The organism is Stenotrophomonas sp. YJH_SMC_10, from assembly GCF_059371555.1.
On sequence record NZ_JCAFUS010000005.1, the window covers coordinates 35,456 to 49,286 of the forward strand.

Genomic DNA, 13,831 nt, shown 5'->3' on the forward strand with positions numbered 1-13,831 from the left:
CTCTCGGGCCGTTGCCTGAACCCGAGTATCGCCGATCCGGGCGGTCGCTGACGTGACAGGTAGCCGCCGTGCGAAGATGCCAGGCGCTTCCCCCAATGCCCCCACTGGAGTGAGTCGATGAGTCGCGAGCGCGTTCCCCACCTGGTCGTTGTCGGCGGCGGTTTTGCCGGTCTCTGGGCCACCCGTGCCCTGGCCCGCGAACGCATACGCATCACCCTGGTCGACCGCCGCAACCATCACCTGTTCCAGCCGCTGCTGTACCAGGTGGCCACCGCCGGCCTGTCCGCACCGGATATCGCTGCCCCCCTGCGCCACATCCTCGGCCACCAGCGCAATGTGGAAGTCCGCCTCGGCGAAGTGGTGGCCATCGACAAGCAGGCCCGGCAGATCCGCATGGCCGATGGCAGCACGCTGGACTACGACAGCCTGCTGCTGGCCACCGGCGCCACCCACGCCTACTTCGGCAATGATCAGTGGGCCGACGATGCGCCCGGGCTGAAGACGCTGGACGATGCCATCGCACTGCGCCGCAAGCTGCTGCTGGCGTTCGAGCGTGCCGAGGCCGAGCCGGACCCGGCCAAGAAGGCGGCGTGGTTGAGTTTCGCCATCGTCGGCGGCGGCCCGACCGGTGTGGAACTGGCCGGCACCCTGGCCGAGATTGCACGCCACACGCTGCGCAATGAGTTCCGTCATATCGATCCGGCCAGCGCCAAGGTGCGGCTGGTCGAGGCTGGGCCGCGCGTGCTGTCCTCGTTCCCGGAAGTGCTTTCGCTGAAGGCGCGCCGCCAGCTGGAGAAGCTGGGCGTGGAAGTGCTGACCGGTACTCCGGTGAGCGACATCGACAGCCAGGGCTTCACGCTCGGTGACCAGTTCGTGCCGGCACGCACCGTGGTCTGGGCCGCCGGTGTGGCCGCTTCACCGCTGGCTCGCACGCTGGACGTGCCGCTGGACCGCGCCGGGCGCGTGCAGGTGCAACCGGACCTGACCCTGCCCGATCACCCGGAGCTGTTCGTGGCCGGCGACCTGGCCGCACTGAGCCAGGCCGACGGCAAGCCGGTACCCGGCGTGGCACCCGCCGCCAAGCAGATGGGCAAGTACGTGGCCGAGGTGGTCCGCGCACGCCTGCACGGCACGCCCGAGCCCGGCCCGTTCAAGTACGCCGACTACGGCAACCTGGCCACCATCGGCCGCATGGCCGCGATCGTGCACCTGGGCCGGCTGCAGCTTTCCGGCGTATTGGCCTGGTGGTTCTGGCTGGCCGCGCACGTGTTCTTCCTGATCGGCTTCCGCAACCGCATCGTGGTGCTGCTGAACTGGGCCGTGGCGTACTGGAGCTACCAGCGCAGTGCGCGCATCATCTTCGGTGATGACCAGGAAGACCGTCGGCCCCGGCGGTAGTGCCGGCCGCTGGCCGGCTGCGGCGCGGTCGGTTCCCTTTCCGCAGGAAAGGGCACTGACCCCGTCAACACCCTCCACGCATGGCGTGGCTCTAGGCTCTACTTGCTCATCGGGCCACCGGGGACCCGCCGTTTCGACCAGGTCCGGCAGAAATCCTCCTTTCTCGCAGTATCGGCAATCTGCGCGGTACTCCAATGCCGGGTGATCCAGATCGTCAATGCGGTACTGCTGAGATGCCAGCGCAGCATGCCGCGCTGTGGTTGCCGCCACAGGTGGCGCCGGGCAATCCAGAAGGCCTCCCGCTCCACTTCAGGCACCTTCTTCTTCATTCCGTCCTTGTCGAAGAACTGGGCAGTGAAGTGCCAGGGATTCATCGGCTGGTATCCCGCCCGTGGTTCACCGCTGCATGCGGCCACACCACTGGGCACGCGGTCCGCCGGCTTCGGCCGACCGTCCACCAATGCCAGCCCTAGCAGATACAGCAGGCCAGGCAGCAGCGCGATACCGGCGACCAGCACGACGACGGAGATCCATGCGTTGCCGGCGGCACGCATCGCTCACTGCGCCTTCGGTTTCGGGTACCACAGCGCGTTGACGATGACCCAGCGCTGGCCGAAGCGCCCCATGTGGAAGTAGTCGACGAACCACGGGGTTTCCAGCCGCACCGAGGCCGCGTTGCCGGTCACGTCCAGCACCGTGCAGCGGCGATCCCATTGATCCTTCGGGGTCTTCAACGCGCCCTGCTTCGTCAACGAGACCAGTTCTTCCTTCGACATCCGGCGCAGGCCGAGGCGTTCGTCGGGTGTATCGCCGAGGACCGCGCGCTTGGCCAGGTCCGGATGCAGGGAGTGGGCGACCCGCTGCGGGTCGGCCTCCAGCTGGCCATCGACGTAGTCGTGGCAGGTGGCTTCGATGGCCGCGAGGGTGGCCGGGTCGGCGGCAGAGCTCGTTGCTGCGGAAAGAGCGAACAGCAGGGCGATCGTCGACATCCGGGTCTCCAGCTCTGGGCGCGGGGCGATCATCGCATGGGCCGGGTAGCCCATCCACGCAGGGCGTGGATCTACAGAAGCGTCTCGACCGGTTCCTGCAGCCAGGCCAGCTTGCGCTCGCGGGGCTGCTGCTTGAGCTGCCACTCGGCGCGTGAGGCGGCGGCCCGGTCCGGGTATTCGCGCACGGCCAGCACGCGCAGCGGTGGCCGTGCCCGCGTGTAGCGCGCGCCCTTGCCGGCCTGGTGGGCGGCGAAACGCGCGTCCACGTCCGTGCTGATGCCGGCGTAGTAGCTGCCATCGCGGCATTCAAGCAGGTACAGGAACCACGGGCGGACGGACGGGGCCATGGCCTGGATTATGCCGTGCTGCACTGCAGCGGATATACTGGCCGCCGAATGCAGGAGAGAGGCGCCGCGCTGGCGCCCGCCGAAGGCGCAGGCTCCCATGATCGCTCAGGCCGGTGGGCTGGAATCCCACCAACCATGCATTCGACTCGCCGAGCTGGAGAGAGGTCACCGGGCACGCCCGGGACGATCCGCCGAAGGGGCACGCGGCCCATGCCGCTGAACTCTCAGGCAAAAGGACAGCGGGAGCGGCACCGGTCATCGTCATCCCGTCATTGCGCAGGCAGTGGCGGTCGTCGCGCATGGCCGGCCCCACCGCGCCCGGAGCCTGTCCCATGCTGCTGTCCATCATCTACCTCATTGCCATTTCCGCCGAAGCCATGACCGGCGCACTGTCCGCCGGCCGCCGCCGCATGGACCTGTTCGGCGTGGTCATGATCGCCTGCGTCACCGCCCTCGGTGGTGGATCCCTGCGCGACATCCTGCTCGGCCACTACCCGCTGGGCTGGGTGAAGCATCCGGAGTACCTGGGCTTCACCGTATGCGCGGCGCTGATCGCCACCTGGGTGGCGCGCTGGATGCACCACTTCCGCCGCACGTTCCTGGTGCTCGACGGACTGGGCCTGATCGCCTTCACCCTGATCGGCTGCTCGATCGCGCGCGAAGCCGGCCATGCGATGCCGATCGTGCTGATCGCCGGCATGCTGACCGGCGCGTTCGGCGGCGTGCTGCGCGACATCCTCTGCAACGAGGTGCCGCTGATCTTCCAGAAGGAGCTGTACGCGATCATCGCGCTGCTGACCGGCGCGGCGTACCTGTTGCTGCTGCACTGGGGCGTGGCCGACGCCACCGCGATCCTGTGTTGCCTGGGCGGCGGCTTCGCGCTGCGCCTGCTGGCGATCCACTACCGCTGGGAAATGCCGAAGTTCGTGTACCACGACGAAGTGCATTGAGGAGCGTGTTCGCCGGGCCCGCACCACCCCGGCGATGGACCTGGCGCTGTCGCTCATGCGCAGCGCCAGGCGCATCGCCGGTGCAGATGGGCCGGTCTCCAACTCCGACCGGCCCTGATCGCGGCCGCACCCCCGCAGGCGCTGGCCGCCATCCACACACGTGCCGCGCTCAGGCGGCTTCCATCAGGCCGCTTCGGACACCTTTACGTCACGACGGGCGCGCACGGCAGCAGCCAGTCGCTCCAGCACCGTCACCGTGGTATCCCAGTCGATGCAGCCATCGGTGATGCTCTGCCCGTAGACCAGCGGCTGGCCTTCCACCAGTTCCTGGCGGCCACCGACCAGATGGCTCTCGATCATCACGCCGACGATGCGCTGTTCGCCCTCTTCCAGCTGAGCGGCGATGTCGTCGATCACCTTCGGCTGGTTTTCCGGGTTCTTCAGGCTGTTGGCATGGCTGGCATCGATCATCAGCCGGGTCGGCAGCTTGGCCTTGGCCAGCACCTGGCAGGCCTCGCCGACGCTGCCTGCGTCATAGTTCGGCTGCTTGCCGCCGCGCAGGATCACGTGGCAATCCGGGTTGCCGGTGGTCGACACGATGGCGGTGCCGCCCTGCTTGGTGACCGACAGGAAGTGATGCGGATTGGACGCCGCCCCCACCGCGTCAGCGGCGATCTTGACGTTGCCATCGGTGCCGTTCTTGAAGCCGACCGGGCACGACAGCCCCGAGGCAAGCTCACGATGCACCTGGCTTTCGGTGGTACGCGCGCCGATCGCGCCCCACGCCACCAGGTCGGCGATGTACTGCGGCGAGATCACGTCGAGGAACTCGACACCGGCCGGCAGGCCGAGCTTGTTGATGTCGCGCAGCAGGCCTCGGGCGATGCGCAGGCCCTTGTCGATCCTGAAGCTGCCGTCCAGGTCCGGATCATTGATCAGACCCTTCCAGCCCACCGTGGTGCGCGGCTTCTCGAAGTAGACGCGCATGACGATTTCCAGTTCGCCGGCCAGTGCATCGCGCAGCGGCTTGAGGCGCTGGGCGTACTCGATGGCGGCGTTGGGATCATGGATCGAGCACGGGCCCACCACCACGGCCAGGCGGTCGTCACGGCCGTGCAGGATCTGGTGCAGGGCCGCGCGCGAGGCGCTGACGGTGTCGGAAGCTTCATCGTCACAGGGCAGCATCGCCAGCAGCTGGGCGGGCGGTGTCAGCGGTTCGATGGTGCGGATACGCAGGTCGTCGGTGTGCGGGGGCATTGGGGGAGATCTCCGGAACGTTGGGGGTCCCCAGCGTGGCGACATGAAAAAAGCCGCCAGGTTCGCTGGCGGCTTTCGGGAATGCGTCTGAAGCTTTCTTCAGGGTGAGCGCAGTCCTTCCTCCGCCAGTGGCTTCGGAAAGTAATACCAGTAAAAGCGGGTAGCGGCTGCGTTCATGGGATCTATTGATAGCACAGCTTTTGCGCAGTGCAAAATGTTTCATCCGCAACTGGGGACGTGGTTCAGCGAGGTGGGCTCCAGCGCTGCCTACGTGGCGGCAGCCACGCAACGTCGGTCATTTGCCATGCACTTCCACGTCCAGCAGCAGGCCTTCGTGGATGTCCGCCCAGCGCTCCAGCACGCGGTCCAGCTCCTGCCTGGCCTCGTCCAGCTGCTCGGGGTTGAGCAGGGAGCGCGTTGTATAGAGATCGGAGACCAACCGCCGCAGGGTCGCTTCCGGGATGGCCACCGACGGCCCTTCCAGCCCCGGCAACTGCAATGCCGGGCTGTCGCCAAGCGGACCGAACAGCGTGACCTGGAGCGTGCTCTGCATGATCAACTTCCCTGCGGATGGACATGGGCAATGCCCTGTTTACCGCGTCCGGGTGACCGGCGCATGTGCCATGCGCGTCCGGGGTGCAGGCGGGGGTGGCGGTATAGCGCTCGATGAAGGTGTGCGACATGCTGCTTGTTCCTTGAAGGTCCGGGGGGTGCCGGCCAGCGGCCGGCACTACCGGAGCGAGCGCAGTGCACGCTTGCGGATGTAGGCATTGGCGTCGCTGTGGTGTTCGTACTGCCAGCGCGCGCACACCGCACGCAGCCACTGCGGCTGCGTCTTGCCGGCGTCGTTGAGCCAGTTGCCCACGGAGTCCTGCACGTAGCGCTCCGGGTCGTTAGCCAGTGCTTCCAGCAGCGGCAATGCATGTTCCGGGTGCCGCTTGAACAGCGCGATATGCGTGGCCCACACGCCACGCGGGCGCAGCGCTTCGCAGGCGAAGCGGCGCAGGTACGGCGATGCTTCCTGCGTCCATGGCTGCAGGTACTCCAGCGCCTGCAGGGGTGCGGCAACAATGTCGGCACGCAGCGCCAGCCACGCCCATTCGCGCACGCCGAAGTGCGGGTCGTCAGCCAGCGGACGCATCGCCCGCAGCTTGGCCGGCAGCGTCGCGCCGGCATCGCTGCCGATCAGGTAGCAGGCCCAGCCGCGCACCGTGTCTGACACATGCGCCTGCCAACGCGCAGGATCCCCCTGCCCGGCTTCGTGCAGCAACCGCGCCGCCAGCGCCATGCGCTGGGTGATGCCCTTGCCTGAGGCATCGCGCATACATTGCAGCGCTTCCGGCTCAAGGGCAGGCGCCACCACCTGCAGCAGCGCGGTGAAATCCACGGCCAGGCACTCGGCCAGATGGGTGGCAGCGGCGCTGCCACTGTTGAGTGCACGCAGCCTTTGCGCAGGAACGGGCGTGCTCATGCTGCGGATTCCCGCCCAGTGTCCGTGTGCTGCCAGACCTTGTGCAGCAGCTGCGACAGCTGCTGCTGTTCACCCGCGTCCAGGCCGTTGAACAGGCCGCTGATCCAGTGCGTGTGCTGCTCGAACAGCGATTCGGCCAAGCGCTTTCCCGGTGCAGTCAACACGATCTGCAGACGGCGGCCATCCCCGTCATCGCTGCGACGCTGCAGCAGGCCTTCACGCTGCAGGCCATCGAGCAGGCCGCTGATGGTGGCGCGGGTCACGCCGGCACGCTCAGCCAGCAGGTGCGGCGGCAGTGCGCCACCGGCCCCGTGCAACAGGAACAGCACGATGAAGCGGCCCTCGCTGAGCCCATGCGGTGCCAGGCGCGCGGCGCAGTCGCGATCGAACGACGAGGACAACGAGAGCAGCTGAAAGCACAGGTGCAGCGGCGCGATGTTGGCGTGGCCGCGTCGCTGCGCTTCTGCCAGAAGAGCGCGGTGCTTGGCTTCGATCATCTGACGTCCGCATGTGGTTAGGCGCCTAACTATATTGCAGGATGGCTGAGCCAGGCAAAGCGGATGTGAATTTCAGCCAGTGCTTCCCAGCAGCAGGCGTGCGATCAGCCCACCGCCCTCACGGTGCAGCAGCTGCAGTTGGCCGGCATGTCGCCTGGCCACGTTGGCGGCCACGGCCAGCCCCAGCCCGGCCCCGCCGGTGGCGCGGCTGCGCGAGCTTTCGCTGCGCTGGAAGGGTTGCAGCAGGCGTGCACGGTCGGCCTCGGCGATGCCGGGGCCACGGTCCATCACATCCAGCTGCACGTCGTGGCCGACCAGGGCCACCTGCAGCTCCACGGCCCCCGCGTAGCGCGCGGCGTTGTCGATGAGATTGTCGACCGCGCGCCGCAGCAGCAGTGCATCGCCGTACCACGGCAACGTGTCCGGGCCCTGCAGCACGATGTCCACCCCGCGCAGCAGCGCCGCCTGCACGCAGTCCTCAAGCAGGGCCGCCAGATCCAGCGCGCGCATCTGCGGCGGCTGCAGTTCGCCACGTGCGTAGTCGAGCACCTGCTCGATCATCGCGTCCATGCGCTCGATGTCCGCCACCATCCGCGCCGCCTGGGGCGCGGGCGCGAACTCGGCGCGCAGGCGCAGACCGGTCAGGGGTGTGCGCAGGTCGTGCGCCACTGCTGCCAGCATGTGGGTCATCTCCTGCGCCTGCGCGCGCAGGCGTTGGCGACCGGTGCTGATCGCGGCGGCCAGCACCTGTACTTCGCGTGGGCCATCATCGGGCAACGGCACTTCGGCCTGCAGGTCGGCACGCGCACTGGCTTCGGCCAGGCGGCGCAGCGGCCGCCCCAGCCGGATCGACGCCCATGCCGCCAGCGGCGCCAGCAACACCGCGCCGCCCAACAGCGCGAGCATCACCTGCCGGCGCCAGGCGGCCAGATCGCTGTGATCGCTGCCGACCACCTGCCAACGTCCATCGGCCTGGCGCACGCCCAGTTCGAACGGCGGCCACTGCATGGCGGTCAATACCGCCGACTGCGCCTTCAGTACACCGGCCCGAGCGGTCGCATCGAGCACCGCGCCGCCCTCGATGACCTGCACGTCGGGCGCCTTGCCCTGCCCGCTCCAGACCCAGCGCACGTCCTTCGCCGGCAGTCCCATCTGCAACGCCGCCAACTGCGTGAGCCAGTCGCTGGCGCTGCCCTGCGGGGGCCCGTCCTGGCGGGCCAGATGCAGGCCCAGCGGCGCGGCCTCCCGTTCGCCGCGCAGCACCTGCATGGCCTGGTCCAGCCGCATCGGCGGTGGCGCGGGACGGGGCATCCAGCCGACCACCGCCACGCTGACCAGGGTCGCCAGCAGCAAGCTGGCCAGGGCCAGCATCGCGATCCAGCGTGCAGTGGACCACCGGCCGCTCACAGCACCTGTACCGCGGCATCGAAGCGGTAGCCTTCACCGCGCGAGGTCTGCACCAGGGCTTCGGCACCCGGCGCGGCCTGCCCGAGCTTGCGGCGCAGCCGGCTGACCGCCAGGTCGACTGCGCGATCGACCGTGTCACTGGATTCGCCGCGGCTGAGCTGCAGCAGCTGCTCGCGGCCGAGCACCCGCCCGGGCCGCTCGGCCAGCGCCAGCAGCAGGCTGAATTCACCGCGGCTGAGCACCAGTTCGCTTCCATCCGGCGCCAGCAGGCGCCGTTGTTCGGGCAGCAGCCGCCAACCGGCAAACCGCAGCTCGCTGGGCACCTGGGCGCGCAGCTTGTGCTGGCGACGCAGCAACGCGCGCACCCGCGCCAGCAGCTCACGGGGATCGAATGGCTTGGCCAGGTAGTCATCGGCGCCCATCTCCAGGCCGATGACCCGATCGGGCGCGCTGCCCATCGCAGACAGCATCAGGATCGGAATGGCCCGCGCCTGCAACCGCCGGCAGACCGAAAGCCCATCTTCGCCGGGCATCATCCAGTCCAGGATGATCACGTCCGGGCGTTCGACCTGCAGCAGCACGTCCAGCGCAGTGGCGTCCGCCGCCACGCGCACCTGGTAGCCGTGCAGCAGCAGGCAATCAGCGATGGCGTCGCGGATGCTGGCGTCGTCATCGACGACGATGACACGGGCAGAAGTACTCATGCAGGCAGTATCGGGCAGGTCTGTATCAGGACGGTATCAACACTGATATTCCTGCGATACGCCGCAGCGCGCCAATGGTCGCCCCATGATCACTGCGGAGCCTTCCCTTGCGCCTCATCCTTCTCTCCCTGCTTGCTGCCGCGCTGCCCGCGTGGGCAGCCGACGCCCCCGAGCACGTCCTGCCGATGTGGATGCAGGGCGGCCACCCGGCGGTGGCCGTCTCGCTGGACGGACGCGCCGAACCGCTGCGCTTTGTGGTCGACAGTGCCGCCGGGGCAACCCTGGTCGATGCACGCGTGGTCCGGCGCTATGGCCTGGACGATGCGCAAGCGGCAGTGTCGCAGGCCCAGGGTGCCAGCGCGAACGCGGCCCGGATGCAGCGCATGCGCAGCACGGCGTGGCAACTGGGAAGCTGGCAATTGAATGCCAGTGGCATGCAGGTCGATCTGTCCTCCCTGGCGAAAGACGATGACCCGGCGATCGACGGCTTGATCGGCAATGATCTGACCGGGCGCTGGGACACCCGCTGGGATTTCGGCCGCGAGCAGCTGGCGCTGTGGACGCCCGGGCGGTTGAATCTGGAGGGACCGGGCTGCCAGGCCAATGCACTGCCCGGGCGCAGCGCTGGCCTGCACCAGTTCGGCTTCGTCATGCTGACGCTGGGCACGCCGGGCGTTGAGGCGGTCGCCGTGGTCGATACCGGCGCGGCGCAGACCGTGCTCAATGCCGAAGCCGCCCGCGCACTGGGGCTGCGCACCGACGGCAGCGATGCACGGGTGCGCCTGCGTGCAAAGGGCACCGAAGGCCTGGGTGGCGGTGCGCAGGCCACCTGGCTGTACACCCTGCCCGGCATGAGCGGCGGCGGCTGGCAGCACCCTTCGATGGAGGTCCGGATCAGCGAACTGCCGGTGTTCAAGGCGATCGGCCTGAAGGCACGACCGGCGCTGATCCTCGGTGCCGATGCGATGCGCGGCGGCCAGGTGGACATCGGTGCGGGGGCGGCGCGGATCTGCCTGCGCCGGCCCGGCTGACCTCCGGCCCATGACGGTGGGACCTGGCTGGCGTAGCATCCGCCCGGTCCCGCCAGGAGTTCCACGCATGCGCCGTGCCGTCCTGATGTTGCTGACGCTGCTCCCGCTGGCCGTGCTGGCCGCGCCGCCTCCACTGCCCTCGCCCGCCCGCATCGATGCCGAAGCACAGCGCCTGATGCGGGCCGCCCATGCGCGCGGCATGGCACTGGCCGTGGTCGATGACGGCAAGGTCGTGCATGTGGCCGCCTAGGGTGAACGCAACGCCATGGGCGAGCCGTTGCGCACCGACACCGTGATGTACGCCGCGTCATTGACCAAGATGGCCTTTGGTCACCTGGTCGCGCAGTTGGCGCAGGACACGCCGATCCAGCTGGACGCCAGCATTGCCACCGCACTGGACAAACCGCTTCCGGCGTATCCGCCCGAACCGAAGAAGTACGCCGACTACAGCGTGCTGGCCGGCGATGCGCGCTGGCGCCAGCTCACGCCGCGCCTGCTGCTCAATCACGCCAGCGGTTTCGCCAACTTCGGCTTTCTCGAACCGGATGGCCGGCTGAAGTTCCACTTCAACCCGGGCGCCCGCTACGGGTATTCCGGCGACGGACTGATCCTGCTGCAGTTCGTGATCGAACGCGGGCGGCTGGGCCAGGACGTGGGGACGCTGATGCAGGAGCGCATCTTCGACCGCTTCGGCATGACGCGCACCAGCATGACGTGGCGCGCGGACTTCGCCGGCAACCTGGCCGACGGCTGGACCGCCGAAGGCGATACGGTGCCGCACGATGAACGCAGCCGCGTGCGTGCGGCCGGTTCGATGGACACCACGATCGCCGACATGGCCCGCTTCGCCGCCGGCTACGTGCGCGGCGACGGGCTGTCGGCTTCAATGCGCAGGGAGCTGGTGCGGCCGCAGCTGCCGATCACCACCGCCAGCCAGTTTCCCACGCTGCAGCCGGAGCTGCCTGCGGCCCGGCAGCACAAGGGGCTGGCCGCCGGCCTGGGCGTGGTGACGTTCCGCGGCCCGCAGGGCGCAGGCTTCTACAAGGGCGGCCACGACGATGCGGTGGGCAACACGCTGGTGTGCGTGGAGCGGCACCAGCGCTGCGTGGTCATCCTGGGCAACGATGTGCGGGCCGAGGCCACCTTCCCGGCACTGGTGGCGTTCGTGCTGGGCGATACGGGCGTGCCGTGGCAGTGGGAGTACGGCGCGTCGAAGGCCTTCGTCGAATGAGGGTGCGTTGACGCCTGCGTATCGCGTGCGGCTGGACGGGCGCATCCACGCATGGCGTGGATCTACCAGCGAAACCGTGCACCTGTAGATCCACGCCATGCGTGGATGCCTGCTCCGCTCAGCGCGCCTGCTCGAAGAACATCAGGTACACCAGCCGGCCATTCTCCGGGCGGTCGCCGAATGCCGGGCCGGCGGTGTGCCAGAACCAGGGCCGCAGCAGCACCAGCCGGTTGAAGCGCATCGGGATGCGCATGGTCATTTCCCACTGGCTGTCGTCGTTGCTGTCGCGCTCGATGATGTCGCGATGCATGTCGCCGCCGTTGGCATACCCCAGCGCTGCCAGTTCCGCGGCGTCCAGGGCCATGCGCTCGGTGCCTGTACGCCGGTGGCGGAAGAACTCGGTGCCGCCCTTGCAGTGCTCGGCCGCACTCAGGTAGAGGATGCCCGACCAGTGCGAGTGATCGGCGTGCACTTTCGCGCGGCCGACATCGCTGGCCAGGGTCAGCCGGAACTTGCCGTGCGACTGCAGCGGATTGACCGGCCGCAGCGGTTCGTTGACCAGCCGTGACGCCGCCTCGGCCAGGCTGTCCAGTTCCAGCCGCTGCAGAGAGTTGCGACCGGGAAATGCGCCGTCCTGTGCCGGATAGGTCAGGCCCAGCGCCGCCTGGCGCAGGGCGTGCGCGTCGGCCGGTGCAAGGAAGTCGTCAACGACGATGAACGAGGTAGGCATGACCACCGAGCGTAGCGATGCACTGCGGCGGCGGCAACTGCGCAACGAAAAACCCCGCCTTGCGGCGGGGTTCTTCTTTTGCAGCGGGAAGGGATGCCGGCCCGGGGCCGGCACCCGATACCAGGGGCGTGGACTTAGAAGTCCATGCCGCCCATGCCACCCATGCCGCCCATGCCACCGGCGCCACCCATGGCCGGCTCGTCCTTCTTCGGAGCTTCGGCAACCATGGCTTCGGTGGTGATCATCAGGCCGGCGATCGAGGCTGCGTTCTGCAGGGCCGAACGGGTCACCTTGGTCGGGTCCAGGATGCCGAACTGCAGCATGTCGCCGAACTCGCCGGTGGCCGCGTTGTAGCCGAAGCTGCCGGTGCCTTCCTTGACCTTGTTGATGATGACCGACGGCTCGTCGCCGGCGTTGGCCACGATCTCGCGCAGCGGGGCTTCCATCGCGCGCAGGGCGATCTGGATGCCGTGGTTCTGGTCTTCGTTGGCACCCTTCAGGCCGGCCAGCGCGGTGATCGCGCGCACCAGCGCCACGCCGCCGCCCGGGACCACGCCTTCTTCAACGGCTGCACGGGTGGCGTGCAGGGCGTCGTCGACGCGATCCTTCTTTTCCTTCATTTCGATTTCGGTCGAGGCGCCGACCTTGATCACGGCAACGCCGCCGGCCAGCTTGGCCACGCGTTCCTGCAGCTTCTCGCGGTCGTAATCCGAAGAGGTGTCCTGGATCTGGGTCTTGATCTGCGCCACGCGTGCATCAACGTTGGCCTTGTCGCCGACGCCGTCGATGATGGTGGTGTTCTCCTTGGAGACCTGCACCTTCTTGGCGCGGCCCAGGTCCTTGATGGTGGCCTTTTCCAGCGACAGGCCGACTTCTTCGGAGATCACGGTGCCGCCGGTCAGCACGGCCATGTCTTCCAGCATCGCCTTGCGACGGTCGCCGAAGCCCGGCGCCTTGACGGCCACGACCTTGACGATGCCGCGGATGGTGTTGACCACCAGGGTCGCCAACGCTTCGCCTTCGACTTCCTCGGCCACGATCAGCAGCGGCTTGCCGGCCTTGGCGACGCCTTCCAGCACCGGCAGCAGGTCACGGACGTTGGAGATCTTCTTGTCGTGCAGCAGGATGAACGGGTCATCCAGGTCAGCGGTCTGCGACTGCTGGTTGTTGATGAAGTACGGCGACAGGTAGCCGCGGTCGAACTGCATGCCCTTGACCACGTCCAGCTCGTTGTCCAGGCCCGAGCCTTCTTCAACGGTGATCACGCCTTCCTTGCCGACTTCCTTCATCGCGTCAGCGATGATCTGGCCGATCGACTCGTCCGAGTTGGCCGAGATGGTACCGACCTGGGCGATCGCCTTGTCGTCGGCGGTCGGCTTGGAGATGTTCTTCAGCTCGGCGACGGCGGCCGAAACGGCCTTGTCGATACCGCGCTTGAGGTCCATCGGGTTCATGCCGGCGGCAACGGCCTTGGCGCCTTCGCGGATCAGGGCCTGGGCCAGCACGGTGGCGGTGGTGGTGCCGTCGCCGGCGTCGTCGTTGGTGCGCGACGCGACTTCCTTCACCATCTGCGCGCCCATGTTCTCGAACTTGTCAGCCAGTTCGATTTCCTTGGCGACGGAGACGCCGTCCTTGGTGATGGTCGGGGCGCCGAAGCTCTTTTCCAGCACGACGTTGCGGCCCTTCGGGCCCAGGGTGGCCTTGACGGCATTGGCGAGAACGTTGACGCCGCGCACCATGCGCGAACGGGCGTCTTCACCGAAACGAATATCCTTGGCAGCCATTGCATTTACCTCATTGGTAGCGCCGGACGATGCCC

At 68.1% G+C, this 13,831-nt stretch carries 14 protein-coding genes, 1 pseudogene and 2 riboswitches; of the genes and pseudogenes, 4 read left to right on the forward strand and 11 right to left on the reverse strand.

Annotated features, from left to right (window positions below; all coding sequences use genetic code 11):
- The first annotated feature begins 117 nt into the window (after nucleotides 1–117).
- A complete protein-coding gene (locus AC5P9C_RS08800) occupies nucleotides 118–1,398 on the forward strand; it encodes an NAD(P)/FAD-dependent oxidoreductase (RefSeq protein WP_103282082.1) in 1,281 nt (426 codons plus the stop codon).
- A gap of 98 nt (nucleotides 1,399–1,496) precedes the next feature.
- Here AC5P9C_RS08800 and AC5P9C_RS08805 read toward each other — a convergent pair whose 3' ends face one another.
- The 3 genes from AC5P9C_RS08805 to AC5P9C_RS08815 all read right to left on the reverse strand — a co-directional run bounded on the left by AC5P9C_RS08805 (nucleotide 1,497) and on the right by AC5P9C_RS08815 (nucleotide 2,734).
- Nucleotides 1,497–1,952, reverse strand: coding sequence for a hypothetical protein (locus AC5P9C_RS08805; protein ID WP_057493859.1), 456 nt, complete (start codon nucleotides 1,950–1,952; stop codon nucleotides 1,497–1,499).
- A gap of 3 nt (nucleotides 1,953–1,955) precedes the next feature.
- Nucleotides 1,956–2,387 (reverse strand): nuclear transport factor 2 family protein, encoded by a 432-nt coding sequence (locus AC5P9C_RS08810; RefSeq protein ID WP_343542392.1) that lies wholly within the window; start codon nucleotides 2,385–2,387, stop codon nucleotides 1,956–1,958.
- 71 nt (nucleotides 2,388–2,458) lie between these two features.
- Nucleotides 2,459–2,734 carry a GIY-YIG nuclease family protein gene (locus AC5P9C_RS08815; protein ID WP_053461526.1) on the reverse strand — a complete coding sequence of 92 codons (276 nt, stop codon included), beginning with the start codon at nucleotides 2,732–2,734 and terminating at the stop codon, nucleotides 2,459–2,461.
- Between the two features lie 41 nt (nucleotides 2,735–2,775).
- Nucleotides 2,776–2,865, forward strand: a riboswitch (glycine riboswitch).
- Nucleotides 2,866–2,878: 13 nt separating this feature from the next.
- Nucleotides 2,879–2,982: riboswitch (glycine riboswitch) on the forward strand.
- Nucleotides 2,983–3,066: 84 nt separating this feature from the next.
- On the opposite strand from AC5P9C_RS08815, the gene AC5P9C_RS08820 reads away from it, so the two are divergent.
- Nucleotides 3,067–3,684 carry a trimeric intracellular cation channel family protein gene (locus tag AC5P9C_RS08820; protein ID WP_005411215.1) on the forward strand — a complete coding sequence of 206 codons (618 nt, stop codon included), beginning with the start codon at nucleotides 3,067–3,069 and terminating at the stop codon, nucleotides 3,682–3,684.
- Between the two features lie 183 nt (nucleotides 3,685–3,867).
- On the opposite strand, the gene AC5P9C_RS08825 is transcribed toward AC5P9C_RS08820, so the two are convergent.
- From AC5P9C_RS08825 to AC5P9C_RS08850, 6 genes are all read right to left on the reverse strand, one after another.
- A complete protein-coding gene (locus tag AC5P9C_RS08825) occupies nucleotides 3,868–4,941 on the reverse strand; it encodes a 3-deoxy-7-phosphoheptulonate synthase (RefSeq protein ID WP_049470944.1) in 1,074 nt (357 codons plus the stop codon).
- 295 nt (nucleotides 4,942–5,236) lie between these two features.
- Complete coding sequence (locus AC5P9C_RS08830) at nucleotides 5,237–5,494, reverse strand: hypothetical protein (RefSeq protein WP_049470943.1); 258 nt, start codon at nucleotides 5,492–5,494, stop codon at nucleotides 5,237–5,239.
- Between the two features lie 177 nt (nucleotides 5,495–5,671).
- Nucleotides 5,672–6,412, reverse strand: coding sequence for a DNA alkylation repair protein (locus AC5P9C_RS08835; protein WP_074726133.1), 741 nt, complete (start codon nucleotides 6,410–6,412; stop codon nucleotides 5,672–5,674).
- Complete coding sequence (locus AC5P9C_RS08840; protein ID WP_414615271.1) at nucleotides 6,409–6,909, reverse strand: MarR family winged helix-turn-helix transcriptional regulator; 501 nt, start codon at nucleotides 6,907–6,909, stop codon at nucleotides 6,409–6,411. Before AC5P9C_RS08840 ends, AC5P9C_RS08835 begins: the two co-directional genes overlap by 4 nt.
- A gap of 72 nt (nucleotides 6,910–6,981) precedes the next feature.
- Nucleotides 6,982–8,280, reverse strand: coding sequence for a sensor histidine kinase (locus tag AC5P9C_RS08845; protein ID WP_074726131.1), 1,299 nt, complete (start codon nucleotides 8,278–8,280; stop codon nucleotides 6,982–6,984).
- Between the two features lie 32 nt (nucleotides 8,281–8,312).
- The gene (locus AC5P9C_RS08850) at nucleotides 8,313–9,020 is read right to left on the reverse strand and encodes a response regulator (RefSeq protein ID WP_049470937.1); all 708 of its coding nucleotides are present in this window, start codon (nucleotides 9,018–9,020) and stop codon (nucleotides 8,313–8,315) included.
- Nucleotides 9,021–9,127: 107 nt separating this feature from the next.
- Here AC5P9C_RS08850 and AC5P9C_RS08855 point away from each other — a divergent pair, with 107 nt between their 5' ends.
- Entirely contained in the window at nucleotides 9,128–10,051 is a 924-nt protein-coding gene (locus AC5P9C_RS08855) for a retropepsin-like aspartic protease (RefSeq protein WP_343543803.1), read from the forward strand.
- A 67-nt stretch (nucleotides 10,052–10,118) separates the two neighbouring features.
- Nucleotides 10,119–11,282, forward strand: a pseudogene (locus AC5P9C_RS08860) (serine hydrolase domain-containing protein).
- A gap of 118 nt (nucleotides 11,283–11,400) precedes the next feature.
- Here AC5P9C_RS08860 and AC5P9C_RS08865 read toward each other — a convergent pair.
- Complete coding sequence (locus tag AC5P9C_RS08865) at nucleotides 11,401–12,012, reverse strand: DUF6445 family protein (protein ID WP_074726128.1); 612 nt, start codon at nucleotides 12,010–12,012, stop codon at nucleotides 11,401–11,403.
- A 134-nt stretch (nucleotides 12,013–12,146) separates the two neighbouring features.
- A complete protein-coding gene (gene groL, locus AC5P9C_RS08870) occupies nucleotides 12,147–13,796 on the reverse strand; it encodes a chaperonin GroEL (RefSeq protein ID WP_005411226.1) in 1,650 nt (549 codons plus the stop codon).
- Between the last annotated feature and the right edge of the window lie 35 nt (nucleotides 13,797–13,831).